Source organism: Bailinhaonella thermotolerans (assembly GCF_003594875.1).
In the GTDB taxonomy this organism is placed as follows: Bacteria; Actinomycetota; Actinomycetes; order Streptosporangiales; family Streptosporangiaceae; genus Bailinhaonella; species Bailinhaonella thermotolerans.
Genome location: NZ_QZEY01000007.1, coordinates 13,836 through 32,004 on the forward strand (window position 1 = coordinate 13,836; position 18,169 = coordinate 32,004).

Annotated in this window: 14 protein-coding genes; 5 read left to right on the forward strand and 9 right to left on the reverse strand. The window is 72.7% G+C overall.

Annotated elements, in window-relative coordinates; genetic code table 11:
- Positions 1–10: 10 nt before the first annotated feature.
- Entirely contained in the window at positions 11–520 is a 510-nt protein-coding gene (locus D5H75_RS19275; RefSeq protein ID WP_242454366.1) for a hypothetical protein, read from the reverse strand.
- Between the two features lie 137 nt (positions 521–657).
- On the opposite strand from D5H75_RS19275, the gene murA reads away from it, so the two are divergent.
- Positions 658–2,001, forward strand: coding sequence for a UDP-N-acetylglucosamine 1-carboxyvinyltransferase (gene murA / locus D5H75_RS19280; RefSeq protein WP_119927894.1), 1,344 nt, complete (start codon positions 658–660; stop codon positions 1,999–2,001).
- Positions 2,002–2,169: 168 nt separating this feature from the next.
- Here murA and D5H75_RS19285 read toward each other — a convergent pair whose 3' ends face one another.
- The 4 genes from D5H75_RS19285 to D5H75_RS19300 all read right to left on the reverse strand — a co-directional run bounded on the left by D5H75_RS19285 (position 2,170) and on the right by D5H75_RS19300 (position 6,938).
- Entirely contained in the window at positions 2,170–2,697 is a 528-nt protein-coding gene (locus D5H75_RS19285) for a hypothetical protein (RefSeq protein ID WP_147425218.1), read from the reverse strand.
- Positions 2,698–2,908: 211 nt separating this feature from the next.
- Positions 2,909–5,347: a transglycosylase domain-containing protein gene (locus D5H75_RS19290; RefSeq protein WP_242454367.1), complete on the reverse strand. Its 2,439-nt coding sequence runs from the start codon at positions 5,345–5,347 to the stop codon at positions 2,909–2,911.
- Positions 5,348–5,733: 386 nt separating this feature from the next.
- Entirely contained in the window at positions 5,734–5,994 is a 261-nt protein-coding gene (locus D5H75_RS19295) for a type II toxin-antitoxin system antitoxin (RefSeq protein WP_119927896.1), read from the reverse strand.
- A gap of 2 nt (positions 5,995–5,996) precedes the next feature.
- Positions 5,997–6,938 (reverse strand): SPFH domain-containing protein, encoded by a 942-nt coding sequence (locus D5H75_RS19300; protein ID WP_119927897.1) that lies wholly within the window; start codon positions 6,936–6,938, stop codon positions 5,997–5,999.
- Between the two features lie 96 nt (positions 6,939–7,034).
- Here D5H75_RS19300 and D5H75_RS19305 point away from each other — a divergent pair, with 96 nt between their 5' ends.
- Positions 7,035–7,919: an ABC transporter ATP-binding protein gene (locus D5H75_RS19305; protein WP_119927898.1), complete on the forward strand. Its 885-nt coding sequence runs from the start codon at positions 7,035–7,037 to the stop codon at positions 7,917–7,919.
- A complete protein-coding gene (locus D5H75_RS19310; RefSeq protein WP_119927899.1) occupies positions 7,916–8,659 on the forward strand; it encodes an ABC transporter permease in 744 nt (247 codons plus the stop codon). The genes D5H75_RS19305 and D5H75_RS19310 overlap by 4 nt, the downstream gene beginning before the upstream one ends.
- A 51-nt stretch (positions 8,660–8,710) precedes the next feature.
- Here the strand turns inward: D5H75_RS19310 and D5H75_RS19315 are convergent, their stop codons facing one another.
- The gene (locus D5H75_RS19315; protein ID WP_119927900.1) at positions 8,711–10,432 is read right to left on the reverse strand and encodes an ABC-F family ATP-binding cassette domain-containing protein; all 1,722 of its coding nucleotides are present in this window, start codon (positions 10,430–10,432) and stop codon (positions 8,711–8,713) included.
- 380 nt (positions 10,433–10,812) lie between these two features.
- A complete protein-coding gene (gene dnaE / locus D5H75_RS19320) occupies positions 10,813–14,337 on the reverse strand; it encodes a DNA polymerase III subunit alpha (RefSeq protein ID WP_119927901.1) in 3,525 nt (1,174 codons plus the stop codon).
- Between the two features lie 229 nt (positions 14,338–14,566).
- On the opposite strand from dnaE, the gene D5H75_RS19325 reads away from it, so the two are divergent.
- Positions 14,567–15,289 (forward strand): hypothetical protein, encoded by a 723-nt coding sequence (locus D5H75_RS19325; RefSeq protein WP_119927902.1) that lies wholly within the window; start codon positions 14,567–14,569, stop codon positions 15,287–15,289.
- On the opposite strand, the gene D5H75_RS19330 is transcribed toward D5H75_RS19325, so the two are convergent.
- Positions 15,207–16,064, reverse strand: a complete 858-nt coding sequence (locus tag D5H75_RS19330) for an ABC transporter ATP-binding protein (RefSeq protein WP_119927903.1) — start codon at positions 16,062–16,064, stop codon at positions 15,207–15,209. The genes D5H75_RS19325 and D5H75_RS19330 overlap by 83 nt on opposite strands.
- Positions 16,065–16,133: 69 nt before the next feature.
- On the opposite strand from D5H75_RS19330, the gene D5H75_RS19335 reads away from it, so the two are divergent.
- Positions 16,134–17,879 (forward strand): amino acid permease, encoded by a 1,746-nt coding sequence (locus D5H75_RS19335; protein WP_119927904.1) that lies wholly within the window; start codon positions 16,134–16,136, stop codon positions 17,877–17,879.
- On the opposite strand, the gene D5H75_RS43240 is transcribed toward D5H75_RS19335, so the two are convergent.
- The gene (locus tag D5H75_RS43240; RefSeq protein WP_422674043.1) at positions 17,833–18,138 is read right to left on the reverse strand and encodes a chorismate mutase; all 306 of its coding nucleotides are present in this window, start codon (positions 18,136–18,138) and stop codon (positions 17,833–17,835) included. The two genes, D5H75_RS19335 and D5H75_RS43240, sit on opposite strands and share 47 nt — an antisense overlap.
- Positions 18,139–18,169 lie beyond the last annotated feature (31 nt).

Genomic DNA, 18,169 nt, shown 5'->3' on the forward strand with positions numbered 1-18,169 from the left:
TCCGAGGTCCCTAGGGCGTCTCGTCCTCGATCCCGTACGGCTTGCGCCGGCGCGACGCCCGGTAGGCCGCCAGCGACTCCAGCGCCCCGAACGTGATCACCGACAGGAGGGACCAGGACAGCAGCACCCCGGTGGCGCGCAGGTCCAGCGGCCCGGGGATCTGCGCGCCGAGCGCGGTGGCCCGCCGTACCGTGGCCTGGTCCACCCACTGGCCCAGCCAGTACGCCACGAAGGCGGCGAGCAGCCCGCCGGCCGTGAGCCCGAGCAGCACCGCGACGGGGCGCTCGCTCAGCCGGTAGGCCACCAGCCCGCACACCAGCCCGGCCAGCCCGGTGATCGCCGCGAACCACCCGTCGGCGGCGATCAGGGTCTGCGTCCCGGGGTCGGCGAGCACCGGCCCGCTCCTCGTCACGACGTACGGCGGGCGCGGCGCCGCCCAGGCCCACAGCGGGCCCGCGACGGTCCCCAGCAGCGTGAGCGTGATCATGGTCACGCCGAAGGCGCGCGCCTGCCGTATCAAAGCCGCCCCATCAGCACCAGAGGTCCCAGAACTGCCCGATCCTATCCAGCTCACCCCGCGTGGCACAGTCGTTCACCCGTGTGTCCCCTCCGCGTGCGCTTATGACCCGCGCGAGCCCAGGCCGTAAGCTCGGGAGCATGGTTGAACCGAGCACGACGACCGAAGAGGTTTGGCGCATCGAGCCCTCGGGCCGCCTTCAGGGGGACGTCTTCGTCCGCGGCTCCAAGAACGCCGTCACCAAGCACATGGTGGCGGCGATGCTGGGCAGGGGCGAGAGCACCATCCACAACGCGCCGGAGGTCGGCGACGTCGGCATCACGTCGGCGATGCTGGAATCCCTCGGCATCGCGGTGGAGGCCAAGGGCGACACGATCAGGATCACGCCGGGGGACACGATCGAGTCGCGGGTGCCGCTCGCGTTCACCGGTTTGAACCGCATCCCGATCCTGATGCTCGGCCCGCTGCTGCACCTGACCGGTGAGGCGTTCGTGCCGCTGGTCGGCGGGGACCCGATCGGGCAGCGCCCCGTCGACTTCCACGTGGAGGCGTTGCGGGCGATGGGCGCGGAGGTGGAGCTGGGCGAGGCCGGGATCACGGCCAAGGCGTCCCGGCTGCGCGGCGCCCGCATCGAGCTGCCTTACCCCAGCGTGGGCGCGACCGAGACGATCCTGCTGTCGGCGGTGCTCGCCGAGGGCAAGACGGTGGTCCGCAACGCCGCCATGGAACCCGAGGTGATCGAGCTGGCGCTGTTCCTGCAGCGCATGGGCGCGCTCATCGAGCTCAGCCCGGACCGCCGCATCGTGGTCGAGGGCGTGCCGCGCCTGCACGGGGCCTCCACGCGGCTGGCCGGCGACCGGCTCGAGGCGTTCTCCTACCTCGTGGCGGGCCTGATCAGCGGCGGCGAGGTCCGGGTGCACGGCTGCCACCAGGACCGCCTGGTCACCGCCATCACGACCCTGGCCCGCATGGGCGCGCAGTTCCACATCACCGACGACTGGATCAGCGCCTCCGCGCCCGAGCGGCTGCGCGGCGCCCCGGTGCAGACCGGCACCCACCCGGGGTTCATGACCGACTGGCAGACCCCGCTGATGGTGCTGTTCACGCAGGCCGAGGGCATGTCGGTGCTGCACGAGACCGTCTTCGACAACCGCCTGGTCTACGTCCCGGCGCTCCAGTCGATGGGCTGCGAGATCGAGGTCTTCTCGGTCTGCCTGGGCGGCCCGGCCTGCCGCTTCCACGACTCCAACTCGCTGCACTCGGCGATCGTGCGCGGCGTGAGCAAGCTGCGCGGCGCCGACGTCACCCTCCCCGACGTGCGCGCCGGGTTCTCCGCCGTCCTCGCGGCGGCGGTGGCCGAGGGCTCGACCACCCTGCGCGGGGTGCGCCACATCGAGCGCGGCTACCACCGCCCGTTCGAGCAGTTCACGTCCCTGGGGCTGCGCATCCAGAAGGACCAGGCGCCGGTCCACGCCGGTTCCTGATCCACGGCCCGCCGCGGCGGCCGCTCCCCGGCGGCCGCCGTCCCGCGCCTGCTCCTGGAGCCCGTCCCGGGCCCACTCCTGGAGTCCGCCCCGCGCCTGCTCCTGGAGCCCGTCCCGGGCCCACTCCTGAGGTCCGTCCCGCGCCTGCTCCTGCGGCCCGTCCCGGGCCTACTCCTGGAGCATCGGGCGGGCGGCCGGGGGCTGGACCTGGGGGTTCAGCGGGCCCAGCGCGGCGTAGCCGGGGTTGCGCGCCAGGTCGTCGCGCCCGATCGCCAGGTACGCCAGGGCCACGGCCGACCACGGCGCCCACGGCCCGGCCAGCCGCAGCGGCGCGTCGCCGTTCGCGAACGTGAACACCACCGAGTAGCTCTGCAACTCCGGCGAGATCTGCACGATCCGCCCGAGCTCGTACCCCGACCAGATCCCGTCCACCAGGCAGATGATCCCCGCCCGCGTGATGAACGTCCGGGCGGCGTACGGCTGCCGCCACTGCGGCGCGGACATCCGCTCGGCCCGCTTCGCGGCGATCTGGTTGCCGATCATGCTGCCGACGGCGGTCGCCATCATCCGCCCCGGGGTGTTCCCCATGATGAACGTCGTCTGCGAGGCCGGCCGCACGTTCGCGGCGTGGAAGCGCGAGTGCATCAGGACCAGGTCGGCGAAGATGTCCACCGGCGCCGGCAGCCGGAGCCCCACCGGCGGCGCCATCACCTGCAGATCGCCCCCGGCCACAAGGTGCCGCCGCAGATCACTGGCAGCTCGCCACCCCTGCTCATGCTCACCCGGCCGCCACACGACCCCTCCCACCGCTGAGAACCGTCCACCCGGAATCCGCGAAATCATAACCACGGTGATCCACGCCGTGAAAGTGATCGGGTACCACCAGCAGGCCGGAGGGGCCGGGTCCTCAGCGCGCCCCGTCGCCGCGCCTCTTCTCCCCGATCCTGGCGGGGCGGTTCCGTTCGCGGGATTTCACGCCGGCGGGGCGGCCGTGGCGGGCCCTGCCGTGACGGTCTCCGGTGCGGTTGGCGGGGCCGGGGGCGGTTGGTGCCTCGTCTTCGCCACCGGGGGCCTGGGCGGGGGTGTCCTGGCCGGGGTCGGCGCCGTCCTGGCCGGTGCCGGGGTCGTCGCCGGTCTCGGTCCGGTCCCGGTCGTCGCGGTCGTCGTCGCGGTCGTCGTCGCGGTCGTCGTCGCCCGCGGCGTCCGAGCGTTCGTCCTCGTCCCGGCGCTCGTCTCCGTCTGCTTCCTCCTCCTTGAGGCCGGGGGTGTGGCCGCCGCCGAAGCGGGACTGGTTCGGCGGGTGGAAGCCGGTGGCGGGGGTGCCGGCCAGGGCCTCGCGCATGGAGTCGAGCCAGATGGGGCCGGGGAGGGAGGAGCCCTGGACGTTGCCGTAGTGCCGGCCGCCGATGGTGACGTCCACCAGGGGATGGCGGTAGGCGCCGCGGATGTCCCCGACGGCGACGGCCGCGGCCAGGTCGGGGGTGTAGCCCGCGAACCAGGCCGAGGTGTAGCCGTTGTTGGTGCCGGTCTTGCCCGCCGCGTCGCGGCCGAGGTCCTGCCCCTTCATCGTGCCCTTGTCGAAGACGCCGCGCAGGACGTGGCTGACCGCGTCGGCCACCTCCGGGTCCATGGTCTGGCGGCAGTACGGCGGCACGCGCGTGCGGCGGCCGTCGCGTTCGACGATCTCGGTGATGGCGGAGGGGGCGCAGTACCTCCCGCGAGCGCCCAGGGCGGCGAACGCGGACGCGACGGTGAGCGGGTCCATCTCGTTCGAGCCGAGGGTGAAGGTGGGGACCTCGGACAGCGGCGCGCCGTCCGGGCGGCGGATGCCGAGGGAGCGCGCAGTCCTGACCGTGTCGCAGAGGCCGACGCGGCGTTCCAGCTCCATGAAGAAGACGTTCACCGACTTCCAGGTGCCGGTGGAGAGGCTGTGGGGGCCCGCGTCGCCCTCGCCCCCGGCGTTCTTGATCACGACGCCGGGGGCGTTGACCTTGCGGCCCCGGCAGTTCGTGAAGCCGTGCGAGGGCACGAACCCGGCGGACGTCGTGAACCCCTGGTTGAAGCGCCACCCCTCGGCCAGCGCCGTGGCCAGCGTGAACACCTTGAACGTGGACCCGGCCTGGAAGCCCTGCCCGCCGCCGTGCGCGGCGTCGGCCGGCAGGTTGTAGGTGGTGTACGGCCCGTCGTTGCGGTTCTGGCTGTTCAGGCCGTACCGCTTGCTCCCCGCCAGCGCCAGCACGCGCCCGGTGCCCGGCTTGACCATGGCCTCGGCCGCGACCACCGTGTCGGACGCGTGCACCCGCTCGCGGATCGCGCGCTCGGCGGCCTTCTGCGTGCGCCGGTCGAGCGAGGTCCGCACCACCAGCCCGCCCTGCCGGAACCGCTGCCGCCGGTCCTCCGGGGTCCGCCCGAACGCCGGGTTGGTCAGCAGCTCCCGCTGGACGTACAGGCAGAAGTACGGGAACTCGCTGCGGGCGCACCCGCCCGGCTGCCGCGTGATCCGCAGCCCCAGCGGCGCCCTCCGCGCCCGGTCCTCCTCCGCGCGTGAGATCCACCCCAGCTCGGCCATGCGGCCCAGCACGAGGTCGCGCCGCTCCCGCAGCCGCGTCCGCTGCCTGTCCCCCAGCGTCGGGTCGGTGAGGAACGGCTGGCGCACGGCCCCCGCGATCGCCGCCGCCTGGGGCAGGTCCAGCTCGCTCGCGTCCCGCCCGAAGAACCGCTGGGCCGCCGCCTGCACCCCGAACGCGCCCCCGCCGAAGTAGGCGATGTTGAGGTACCGCTCCAGGATCTGGTCCTTGGTGAGCTCCCGCTCCGTGGCCAGGGCGTACCGCAGTTCGACGACCTTGCGCGAGAGCCTGGGCGCGGTCGCCTGGGCGCGTTCCTCGTCGGTCCGCGCGCTCTCCAGCAGCACGTTCTTGACGTACTGCTGGGTCAGGGTGGAGCCGCCCTGCCGGATCCCGCCCGAGGTCAGGTTGCTGATGCCGGCCCGCAGCAGCCCGCGGTGGTCGAGCCCGCCGTGCTCGTAGAACCGCGCGTCCTCGATCGCCAGCATCGCGCGCCGCATCACCGGCGCGACCAGCCGCAGCGGCACCGACTGGCGGTTCTGGTGGTAGAACTGCGCGAACTGCCGCCCGTGCGCGTCCAGCAGCCGGATCCGCTCCGACACCCGCCGGGCGCTCAGGCTGACCCCGGGATCGATCATCGCGCGGGCCCCGTCCCGCGCCACCACGCCGCCCGTGACGAGCCAGGGCGCGACCAGCGCGGCCAGCAGCAGCCCGGTCCCGCCCGATAGCAGGACCAGCCGCCCCAATCCGCCCGGAAACCCCCGGCTCCCCCGCCGTTCCACAGCGTCAGCCTAGGCCCGCCCGCTGCCCCCCACCTGCCCATCCCGTGACCTCATCAGGCCCTTGACCAGCCCTTCCCCCAACCCGCCGCAAACCCTCCCCCCTCTCCCCCGCCCCCCGCGTGCCCCGCCCCCGGCCGAACCCCGCCCGAGATTTTCCCCATTCCGGATTGCCAACCTCTCGCCTGATTCACCCCACAAAGAACCAGCCCGAGGGAGACCTCCCGTGATCCCGCGATCGCGCGCCGCCGTCGCGTCCGCCGGGGTCCCGGGCATGGGGCGCGATCGCGAGATCATCGGCACGCGGAGAGTGCCCCCTCCCGGGCGCGGGCATGCGGATGCCGTACGGCCCGAGCGGGGGGCTCAGGCCGTACGGCGGGGCGGTGGGGTCAGCCGGCCTCGGCCTCGGGTTCCTCGTCCAGGTCCGGGGCCGGGTCCGCGGTCCGGTCTCGCTTGGCGGACTTGCGGGGCCGGCCCCGGCGGGGGATGCCGCCGGCGTTGTCCGGGAGGCGGTTGGCCTCGGACAGGGCGCGGCGGAGGAGGAACTCGATCTGGGCGTTGGTGCTGCGGAGCTCGTCCCCCGCCCAGCGCGCGAGGGCGTCGTGGATCGCGGGATCCAGGCGGAGGAGGACGCTCTTACGTTCAGCCACGATCAGTGGTACAGCGATCCGGTGTTGACGACGGGCTGGGTCGCGCGGTCCGAGCACAACACGACGAGGAGGTTGCTCACCATGGCCGCCTTCCGCTCCTCGTCCAGCTCGACGATGTCCTGTTCGGCCAGGTGGTCGAGAGCCAGCTCGACCATGCCGACCGCGCCCTCCACGATACGCTTCCTGGCCGCCACGACGGCGCTCGCCTGCTGCCGCTGGAGCATCGCGCCGGCGATCTCCGGAGAGTACGCCAGGTGGGTCAGCCGCGACTCGATGATCTTCACCCCGGCGGACTCGACGCGCGCGCCGATCTCGGCGGAGAGGCGCTCGGTGATCTCCTCGGCGTTGTCGCGCAGCGACAGCTTCTGCTCGTCGTCGTGGGAGTCGTAGGGGTAGCTGGTCGCGATGTGGCGGACCGCCGTCTCGGTCTGGATGCCGACGAACTCCAGGAAGTCGTCCACCTCGAAGACCGCCTGGGCGGTGTCCTCGACCCGCCACACGACCACGGCGGCGATCTCGATCGGGCTGCCGTCGGCGTCGTTGACCTTCATGACCGCGGTCTCGTGGTTGCGGATCCGGGTGGAGACCTTGCGGCGCACGGTGAACGGGTTGACCCACCGCAGGCCCTCGGTGCGGATCGTGCCGGTGTAGCGGCCGAGGAACTGCAGCACCCGCGCCTCACCCGGCGCGACCTGGGTGAGCCCGGCCCCGACCAGGACCGCCGCGGCCAGCAGCAGCACGCCGACCACCATCAGCCACAGGCCCATCGGGGCGGACCCGCCCGCGAGCACGGCCACGCCCCAGACCAGGAGCGCGATCGCCACGACGGCGGCCACGGCGACGAGCCCGAACACCGGCAGCCCGGAGGTGCCGAAGGCGGCCCGCTCCCGGATGCGGGGGCGCGGCATCTCGACCGGGACGTCGGGGGCGTCCGTCACGCTCATCGTTTTCTCCTTCTTGTCGAACCTGTTAGCGCGAGCCTAGCATTGTGATATCACTTTTTCCAAGCACCCGCCCGACGCCGACGAGAGGGGACGGGGATGCACCTCGCACAAGCCGAACACGTGACCTGCCGATTCGGGGCCGTGACGGCCCTGGACCGGGTGTCCGTCGAGATCCCCGAGGGACAGTTCCTCGGACTGCTCGGGCCCAACGGCGCGGGCAAGAGCACGCTGATCAACCTCTTCGCCGGCCTGCGCCGCCCCACCTCGGGCCGGGTACGGCTGGGCGGCCGCGACCCGCGCCACCCCGCCGCCCGCAGGCACACCGGGACGACGCCGCAGGAGACCGGCCTGCCCGCCGCGCTGCGGGTGGGCGAGTGCGTGGACTTCGTCGCCGCGCACTACCCCGACCCGATGCCGCGCGGCGAACTGCTGGAGCGGTTCGGCCTGACCGGGCTGGAGCGCCGCCAGACCGGCGGGCTGTCCGGCGGGCAGCGGCGGCGGCTGGCCGTGGCCCTGGCGTTCGCCGGGCGGCCCCGCCTGGTATTCCTCGACGAGCCCACCACCGGCCTGGACGTGGAGGCCCGCCACGCGCTGTGGGAAGGGGTGCGGGCGTACCACGCCGAGGGCGGCACGGTCGTGCTCACCAGCCACTACCTGGAGGAGGTGGAGGCGCTGGCCGAACGCGTGCTGATCCTGGACCGGGGCCGGGTCGTCCGCGACGGGACCGTCGAGGACATCCGCGACGCCGTACGGATCCGGAGGGTCACCCTGCGCGGGGTCTTCCCGCTGCCGCCGCTGTCCGGGCTGGCCGGGCTGGAGCAGGAGGGCGACGTGACGACCCTGCTCACCGCCGACGTGGACGCCCTCGTCCGCGAACTCGTCGCCGCCGGCGTGCCCCTGGCCGACCTGCGCGTGGACGCGGGCTCCCTGGAGGACGCCTTCCTCGCCATCACCAGAGCCGAATCGGAAGGGATCTCATGACCTCCCTCGCCCTCGCCCACGCGAAGTACGGCCTGCTCGAAGTGCTCCGCACGCCCGCCCTGCTCGCCGTGATCCCGGCCGGGCCCGCCGCGGGCATGTTCTTCTTCGTCGTGCCGAACGTCGGCGGCGACCCCGCCGCCGCGACCGCCATCTCCGGGTCGATGGCGACCTTCACCGCCCTGATCACGTGCCTGGTGTACCTCGGCATCCAGATCTCCGAGACCAGGAACGGCCCGTGGTACCCCTACCTGCGCACCCTGCCCGCCGGGCCCGCGCCCGGGTTCGCCGGCCTGGCCGCCGTCAGCCTGGTCCTGGTCGTGCTGCTCGCGGCGATTCCGGTCGGGCTGATCGCGGCGCTCTTCACCCCCGCGACCGCCTCCCCCGCGCGGCTGCTCCTGGCGCTCGGCGCGCTCACGCTCGGCACGGTCCCGTTCGCGCTCCTGTCCCTCGCCATCGCCCACGCGCTCCCGCCCAAGGCCGCGACGGCCGTGGCCAACGTCGTGATGATCCCGCTCGCGTTCGGGGGCGGCCTGTTCCACGATCCGCGCCACCTGCCGGAGTTCATCGAGACGATCTCCCCCTACCTGCCGACCCGCAGCGCGGCCGAACTGGTGTGGAGCGCCCTCCTGGGCACCCGCCCCGCGGCCGTCCCCCTGATCAGCCTGGCCGCCTGGACCCTCGCCCTCGCCGCCGCGGCCCTGTGGGCCCACCGCCGCGACGAGACCCGCCGCTTCCGCTGACCCGGGCCGAAAGGGAGAAGGGGGCGCCCTGGGCGGGCGCCCCCTTCCGGGTCAGCGGTCCTTGCGGAGCCAGCGGGTGATGCCGAGGGTCTCCAGGAACGGCAGGTCGTGGCTGACCACGACCAGCGCTCCCCGGTAGGCCGACAGCGCCTGGGAGAGCTGGCGGACGCTGGCCATGTCGAGGTTGTTGGTCGGCTCGTCCAGCAGCAGGAGCTGCGGGGCGGGCTCGGCCGACAGCAGCGCCGCCAGGACCGCGCGGAACCGCTCGCCACCCGACAGGGTGCCCGCGAGCTGGACCGCCCGGTCACCCCGGAACAGGAAGCGCGCCAGCCGCGCCCGGACCTCGGTCACCGGGGCGTCCGGGGCGAACCGCCGCACGTTGTCCAGCACGCTCAGCGACTCGTCCAGCAGGTCCAGCCGCTGCGGCAGGTACCGCACCGGCACCGCCGCCTCGGCCCGCCCGATCACCGGAGCCCCGTCCCCCGGCGTTCCGTCGCCCGGCGTTCCGTCGCCCGGCGTTCCGTCGCCCGGCGTTCGGCGCTCCCCGCCGGGCTCCGCCGCGCCGTACGGCCCGCCGCCGGGCGCCGTGCCGTACGCGGACATGATCGCGCGCAGCAGCGTGGTCTTCCCGGCGCCGTTGGGGCCGGTCAGGGCCACGCGCTCCGGGCCCCGCAGGACGAGCTCCTCGATCGCCTCGGCCTCGGAGTCGGGACCGCCACGCAGCTCGGACAGGCCCGGCACCCCCGCGAGGGTGAGGACCGTGCGTCCCGCGGGGACCTCGGTCTCCGGCAGGGACACGCGGATCTCGCGGTCGTCGCGGAGCGCCAGCTCCGCCTCGCTCAGGCGCTCGCGCGCCTGGTCGAGCTTCTCGGCGTGCATGTTCTTGTGCTTGCCCGCCGCGACCTGCGCCTGCCGCTTCCGCTCCTGCATGACGATCTTCGGCTCGCGCTTCTGGGCGTACATCTTGTTGCCGTAGCGAACCCGCCGCGCCAGCTTGACCTGGGCCTCCTCCCACTCGCGCTTCTGCCGCTTCACGTCGCCCTCGGCGACCCTGACCATGCGCTCGGCCGCCTCCTGCTCGGCGGCGAGCATCTCCTCGTACTCCGACAGGTTCCCGCCGAACACGCGGACGTCCCCGTCGCGCAGGTCGGCGATCTGGTCCACCAGGTCGAGCAGGGCGCGATCGTGGCTGACCACCACCAGCACCCCGGTCCAGGACTCCACCGCGGCGTACAGCCGCCGCCGGGCGTCCAGGTCCAGGTTGTTGGTCGGCTCGTCGAGCAGCAGCACCTCCGGCCGCCGCACGAGCAGCGCCGCCAGGCCCACCATGACGATCTCGCCCCCGGACAGCGTGTCCGCCGTACGGTCGAGCCCGACGTGGTCCAGGCCGAGCCGGTCCAGCTCGGCCCGGGCGCGCTCCTCGACGTCCCAGTCGTCGCCGATCACCTCGAAGTGGGCGGGCGAGACGTCCCCGCTCTCGATCGCGTTCAGCGCGGCGCGCTTCTCGCTGATCCCGAGCAGGTCGGACACGTCGCGGCCGGTGGTGAGGGGCAGGTTCTGCGGCAGGTAGCCGACCTCGCCCGCCACGCTGATCGACCCGGAGGACGGGCGCAGCTCCCCGGCGATCAGCCGGAGCAGGGTCGACTTGCCGGAACCGTTGACGCCCATGAGGCCGGTACGGCCGGCGCCGAAGGCGACGTCGAGGCCGGACAGGACCGGGGTCCCGTCGGCCCACTCGAAGGACACGTCGTCACAGACGATGGAAAAAGACATAAGGGCGGCTCCTCACCGTGTCTGGAAGTTTCAGGACACGTGGAGACACCGCGCGCGCAGGCCGCCGTACCGGATGGCCGGGAAGAGGATCGGGCGCCGTCCGCGGGAAGCGGAGAGAACGAGGCGTGGACGATCGTCTGAGGTCGGGCGTGCGCACAGCAAGGGGGCGCGGCGTCTCGGCCTCAGATCTCCAACAGATTCACCTCGTAGGACGGCGACAAAGCTCGATCAACGTACTCTCCAACCGCCGACCCGTCAAGAGCATTCCCCGAAATTCTCCAACCCTCGCCGTGATCACGCGGTTCTGAACACACGCTGTGCGTGAAACCGCATGATCACGGCGCGGCGGACCACGCGAACGACGCGCCCGGGAGCGGGGGTCAGGCGCCCAGGCAGGCGGGGCCGAGGAGTTGCTTCAGGTCGCCCATGAGGGCGGGGGACGGGGTGACGCGGAGGCGGTCATCCAGGCGGACGACCGTGGTCTTGGCCCCGTTGTGGAGCTGGAGGTGGACCTCCGTCGTGCCGGGATGGGTCGTCAGGACCTCCTTGAGACGGCCGACGACCGGCGGGGTGCAGCGCGCCGTGGCCAGGCTGACGACCAGCGGACCGCCCGCCTCCTGCGAGAGGTCGGGCGCCGTCATCTCCATCGCGATCAGCTTCGGGGTGTCCTCGCGCTTGTCCAGGCGGGCCTTGACCAGCACGATCGCGTCCTCGGCGAGCACCGTCGCGCAGAGCTGGTACGCCGAGGGGAAGATCATCAGGTCGATCGCGCCTTCGAGGTCCTCCAGGGTCACCATGACCCAGGTGTCGCCCTTCTTGGTGACCTTGCGCTGCAGGCCCGACAGGATGCCGCCCACGGTGACGATCTGCCCGTCGGCGCGGCCCTCGTCCTGGAGCGAGGCGATCGAGCAGTCGGCCGCCTTGGCCAGGATGTGCTCCACGCCGAAGAGCGGGTGGTCCGAGACGTACAGGCCGAGCATCTCCCGCTCGAACGCCAGCAGCGTCGTCTTGTCCCACTCCCCCGGCGGGATCTGCACGTCGAAGGTGGCGTCCTCGGAGCCCTCCACCGCGCCGAACAGGGAGTCCTGGCCGATGGCCTCGTTGCGCTTGATGTCGATGATCGCGTCCACGGCCTGCTCGTGCACCATGATCAGGCCCTTGCGGACGTGCCCGAGCGAGTCGAACGCGCCCGCCTTGATCAGCGACTCGATGACGCGCTTGTTGCAGACGATCGGCGGCACCTTGCGCAGGAAGTCCTTGAAGTCGGCGAACCGGCCCTTCTCGGTGCGCGCCGCGATGATGCCGTCCACCACGTTGCCGCCCACGTTGCGTACGGCCGAGAGCCCGAAGCGGATCTCGTCGTCGCCGCGCGGGGCGAAGTTGAACTCCGACTCGTTGACGTCCGGCGGGAGCACCTTGATGCCCATGCGGCGGCACTCGTTGAGGTAGAGGGCCGACTTGTCCTTGTCGTCCTTGACCGAGGTGAGCAGGGCGGCCATGTACTCGGCCGGGTAGTTCGCCTTGAGGTAGGCGGTCCAGTACGAGACGAGGCCGTATCCGGCGGTGTGCGCCTTGTTGAACGCGTAGTCGGAGAACGGCAGCAGGATGTCCCACAGCGCCTTGATCGCGCCGTCGGAGAAGCCGTTCTCCTTCATCCCCGACTCGAAGGTGGCGAACTGCTTGTCCAGCTCGGCCTTCTTCTTCTTGCCCATCGCGCGGCGGAGCAGGTCCGCGCCGCCGAGCGAGTAGCCGGCGACCTTCTGCGCGATGGCCATGACCTGCTCCTGATACACGATCAGGCCGTAGGTCGTGTCGAGGATCTCCTTGAGCGGCTCCTCCAGCTCCGGGTGGATCGGGACGATCTCCTGCTGGCCGTTCTTGCGGAGCGCGTAGTTGGTGTGGGAGTTGGCGCCCATCGGGCCGGGCCGGTAGAGCGCCAGGACCGCGGAGATGTCCTCGAAGTTGTCGGGCTTCATCAGCCGCAGCAGGCCGCGCATGGGCCCGCCGTCGAGCTGGAACACGCCCAGGGTGTCGCCGCGCGCCAGCAGCTCGTAGGTCGGCTTGTCGTCCAGCGGGAGCTTGAGCAGGTCGAGCTCGACGCCCTTGTTCCTGGCGATCGCCTTGAGGGCGTCGTCCATGATCGTGAGGTTGCGCAGGCCCAGGAAGTCCATCTTGAGCAGGCCGAGCGTCTCACACGTCGGGTAGTCGAACTGCGTGATGATCGCGCCGTCCGCCTCCCGCTGCATGATCGGGATGTGGTCGGTCAGCGTCTCGGCCGACATGATGACGCCGGCGGCGTGCACGCCGGTCTGCCGGATCAGGCCCTCCAGGCCGCGCCCGAGGTCCATGACCTGCTTGACGTCCACGTCCTCTTCGTAGAGCCGCCGCAGCTCGCCCGCCTCGGCGTAGCGCGGGTGGTCCTTGTCGAAGATGCCCGAGAGCGGGATGTCCTTGCCCATGACGGCGGGCGGGAACGCCTTGGAGACGCGGTCGCCCAGGGCGTACGGGAAGCCCAGGACGCGCGAGGCGTCCTTGATCGCCGCTTTCGCCTTGATCGTGCCGAAGGTGGCGATCATGGCGACCTTGTCGGAGCCCCACTTCTCCGTGACGTACCGGATCACGTCACCGCGCCGGCGCTCGTCGAAGTCGATGTCGATGTCGGGCATCGAGACGCGCTCGGGGTTGAGGAAGCGCTCGAAGATGAGGCCGTGGGGCAGCGGGTCCAGGTCGGTGATCCCCATGGCGTACGCCACCAGGGAGCCGGCGGCGGAACCACGGCCGGGGCCGACGCGGATGCCGTTGTTCTTGGCCCACATGATGAAGTCGGCGACGACGAGGAAGTACGAGGGGAACCCCATCTGGAGGATGACGTCCATCTCGTACTCGGCCTGGCGGCGGTGCTCCTCGTCGTAGCCGTCGGGGAAGCGCCGGTCCATGCCCGCCCAGACTTCCTTGCGGAACCAGGACTCCTCGGTCTCGCCCTCGGGCACCGGGAAGCGCGGCATGAGGTTCTTGAACTCGAACATGCCGCCCGTGTCGACCTTCTCGGCCACGAGCAGCGTGTTGCGGCAGCCCTCGGCCCAGATGTCGGAGGAGTCCACGCCCCGCATCTCGTCGGCGCTCTTGAGGTAGTAGCCGGAGCCGTCGAAGCGGAAGCGGTCGGGGTCGGAGAGCTGCTTGCCGGTCTGGATGCACAGGAGAGCGTCGTGGGCCGCGGCCTCGCTCTCGTGCGTGTAGTGCGAGTCGTTGGTGACGATCGGCGGGATGCCGAGTTTGCGGGAGATCTCGATCAGGCCGTCGCGCACCCGGCGCTCGATGTCCAGGCCGTGGTCCATCAGCTCCAGGAAGTAGTGCTCCTTCCCGAAGATCTCCTGCGCCTTGGCGGCGGCGGCCAGCGCCTTGTCGAACTGGCCCAGCCGCAGCCGGGTCTGCACCTCGCCGGAGGGGCAGCCGGTGGTGGCCATCAGGCCCCCGGCGTGCTCGGCGATCAGGTCCAGGTCCATCCGGGGGTACTTGACCGCGTAACCCTCGGTGTAGGCGCGCGAGGTCAGCCGGAACAGGTTGTGCAGGCCCTCGTTGTTCCGCGCCCAGATCGTCTTGTGGGTGTAGAGACCGCCGCCGGAGACGTCGTCGCGCTTCTGGCTCGGCTCGCCCCAGTGGACGCGGGCCTTGTGCATGCGCGACTCGGGCGCGACGTAGGCCTCGATCCCGATGATCGGCGTGACCCCGGCGTCGCTCGCCTTCTTCCAGAAGTCGTACGCCCCGTGCATGTTGCCGTGGTCGGTCATCGCGATCGCCGGCATCTTCTGCCGTTCGACCTCGGCGAACAACTGCTTGAGCCTGGCCGCGCCGTCGAGCATCGAATACTCGGTGTGAACGTGCAGGTGCACGAACGACTCGGCCATGTGGGCGACCCCTCCTCTGGTACCGCGCTCCGCTGCCCCCGAAGCCTAATCCGAACCGCGGGCCGCCGCGCCCGGCGACGCGCATTGGAACAAGTTCCACTCCAGCCCCGCGGGCCCCGGCCGCCCGGCCGCTTCGCGGTTCCCGCTGGACTCACGAACCCGCACGTGACAACGTGTTCCACTCGGGGTGCCGGGGCAGGGGTTCACGGGATTCACGAGGGGGCACGGGGTGGCGGAGGGGCGGAGCGACCGGGTCGCGCTGACGGTCCTCGGGGCGTTCGCGGCGTTGTCGGGGCTGCTGTGCCTGGTGGAGGCGGGCGACGCGGGCGTGGGCTATCTCGGGCCGCTCGTGCTCGCCGTGGGGATCGGCGCCGGCTGGCACGTGGCGGGCGTGCGTCAGCGCGTCGCCGCGCGGGAGAGGAAGGGCACGGCCTGGATCCTGCCCGTCGTCGTGTGGACGGGCGCGGCGCTGGGGATCGCCGCGGTCCTCATCCGGTACGCCGTGCCAGCGCCGGAGGGCATGAACCCGCGCGACGTGGCCAACCGGCTGCCCCAGCCGTACGGCGGGTACGCCCGGGCGCTGGGGTTCGCGCTGGGCGCGCTGTTCTGGCACTTCGTCCTCGGGGCGTACCTGCGGAGCCGCCGCCTCGCCGCCGCGGGCCCGGACGGCCCGGGCCGCCGGGGCCGCGCCGGCGACCCGGACGACCCGCACGACCCGGACGACCCGGACGACCCGCACGACCCGCACGACCCGCACGACCCGGACGACCCGCACGACCCGGACGATTCGGGTGGCCCGGACGATTCGGGTGGCCCGGGCGGCTCGCGGGCCGTACGGCGGGGCGCGGCGGCGGAGCCGGGGCGGGCGGTCAGGAAGAGGCGCGGAGGGACTGGACGTGCCAGCGGCCGTCGAGGTGGTGGACCCGCAGGGGGCGGCCGAAGCAGGCGCTGAGGCCCTCGTCCGTGATGGTCTCGTGCGCCTTGCCCGCCGCCAGGACCCGGCCCCCGCGCAGCAGGAGGGCGTGGGTCGTGGTGGACGGGACCTCCTCCAGGTGGTGGGTGACCGTGATCGTGGTGAGGTCGGGCCGGGACCCGGGCAGCGCCTGGAGTGAGTCGAGCAGGTCCTCGCGGGCCGGCAGGTCGAGACCGGCGAACGGCTCGTCCAGGAGCAGCAGCGCCGGGTCGGGCATGAGCGCGCGGGCGACGCGGACGCGGGCGCGCTCGCCCTGGGAGAGCACCCGGAAGGGCCGCTCCGCCAGCGCGGCGCACCCCAGGTCGGCCAGCAGGCGGCGCGCCCGGTCGCGGGCGGCGTCGTCGTAGCGGTCCCACAGGGGCAGGCTGGTGCCGGTGTGCCCGGTGAGCACGACCGTGTGCGCGGTCGCCCCCTCCCCTTCGAGCAGTTCCTCGTCCACCAGGCGCTGACTGGCCGCGACCAGCCCGATGTGGCTGCGCAGTTCCCGCAGGTCCACCCGGCCGAGGCGGCGGCCCAGCACCTCGGCGGTCCCCGACGAGGGGTGGCGCACGGCCGAGGCCACCGACAGCAGGGTCGTCTTGCCGGCGCCGTTGCCGCCCAGCACCACCCAGTGCTCGCCGTACTCCACCCGCCAGGTGATCTCGTGGAGGAGGGTGCGCCCGGTCACCCGTACGGACACGCCGGCCAGGTCGAGGGCGGGGCCCGAGGGGGAGCCGGAGGGAGGACTGCCGAGATTTGGTGGGTTTTCCAGCATGCGCCGATCTTATTGACGGCACAGTGGGTAATGTCCCCGTCGCGAAGCGTCATGGCGAGGGGGGATCCGATGAAGAACGAGCCGGTCGCGGCCACCGACCGGGGGTACGCTCCCGCCCTCGGCAACCGCCAGGTGCAGATGATCGCGATCGGCGGGGCGATCGGCGTCGGCCTGTTCCTCGGCTCCGGCGGCCGGTTCCAGCAGGCCGGGCCGGGGCTCGTCCTCGCGTACGCCATCGCCGGGTTCGCCGCGTTCTGCGTGATGCGGGCGCTGGGCGAGCTGGTGCTGCACCGGCCCACCTCGGGCAGCTTCGTCGAGTACGCCTACGAGTTCATCGGCCCGTGGGCGGGCTTCGCGGCGGGCTGGATGTACTGGGTGAACTGGGCGTTCACCGGGGTCGCCGAGCTGACCGCCATCGGGATCTACGTCCACAAGTGGCTGCCCGACCTGCCGCAGTGGATCACCGCCCTGGTGGCGCTGGTCGCGGTGCTCGCGGTGAACCTGCTGTCGGTCAGGCTGTTCGGCGAGCTGGAGTTCTGGTTCTCGGTCCTCAAGGTGACCGTCATCGTGCTCTTCCTGGTCACGGCCGTCTTCCTGGTCGTCACGACCGCCAAGGTGGACGGCGGCTCGGCGGGCGTGTCCAACCTGACCTCCCACGACGGGTTCTTCCCGCTCGGCCTGGCGCCGGTCCTGATGAGCCTGCAGGCCGTCGTGTTCGCCTACTCCGCGATCGAGATGGTCGGGATCGCCGCCGGGGAGACCAAGGACCCGCGCAAGGTCCTCCCCCGCGCGATCAACGGCGTGATCTGGCGGATCGCCGTCTTCTACGTCGGCTCCATCCTGCTGCTGGCCATGGTCCTGCCCTGGACGCTGTACGGCGAGGCCGAGAGCCCCTTCGTCACCGTGTTCTCCCGGCTCGGGGTGCCGCACGCGGGCGACGTGATGAACCTCGTGGTCATCACCGCCGCCGCGTCCTCCTGCAACTCCGGCCTGTACTCCACCGGGCGCATCCTGCGGGCCATGGCGCTGCGCGGCGAGGCGCCGAGGCTGACCTCCCGGGTCGGCTCCCGGCACGTGCCGTACGGCGGGATCCTGCTCACCGCCTGCGTCTACGTCGGCGGCGTCGTGCTGTACTACCTGGTCGGCCCCGACACCTTCCACATCGCGACCGCGGTGGCCTCGCTCGGCGTGCTGTCCACGTGGGGCACGCTGGTGTTCTGCCAGATGCGGCTGCGCAAGGCGGCGCTGCGGGGGCAGCTCCAGCGCCCTTCCTTCCGGCTGCCGGGCGCGCCGGTGACCGCCTGGCTGACGCTGGGCTTCCTGCTGCTGGTGCTGGTGCTCATGGCGTTCGCCGACCTGCCCCAGCGCATCGCGTTCTGGTCGCTGCCGGGCCTGGCCCTGGTCATCGCGATCGGCTGGCGCGTGGTCTCCGCCCGCCGCGCCACCGCCGAGGCGGCCGGGTCCTCCGGGCGGCCCGGGCGGCCCGGGCGGGCCCGGCGGCCTGCCCGCCCGGCTCGACGGCACGGCCCTGGACGCCGCCAACCCCGCCAAGCCCCCCGAGGGCGACGCCCTGGCCTGACCCGGCACGCCGGGCCGGCCGATCCCGTACGGCTCGCGCCGCCACCCGCCCCGGCGCGGCACGGCCGCGGCGCGGCACGAGCGCGGCGCGCCGACCGTACGCCGGTGCCGGGGCGCGCCGGCCGTACGCCGGGGCGGGGGAACGCGGACGGAACGCGGACCGGGCGCGGGCGGGGCGCGGGCGGGGCGGTCAGGCGGCGGGGCCGGACTCGGCGAGGTCGAGGCCGGCCTCGATGACCGCGTTCATGATCGGGGCGAGGCGGCGGACCCCGAGGCGGGGGGCGCGGACGGCCATGGCCTCGACGAGGCGGCGCTCGCGGTCCATGTCGCGCCCGGCGAAGCCGCCCACCGGCTTGAGCCGCTGCACCACGCCCGCCAGCTCGGCGCGCCGCTCCAGCAGCGTGGCCAGCGCGGCGTCCACCCGGTCGATCGCGCCCCGGGCGGCGAGCACGGTGGCGGGGGCCTCGGGCCGGGCGAGCGCGCCGAGCACGGTCACCGCGTCGCGGGCGGGGGCGGCCGGGACCCCG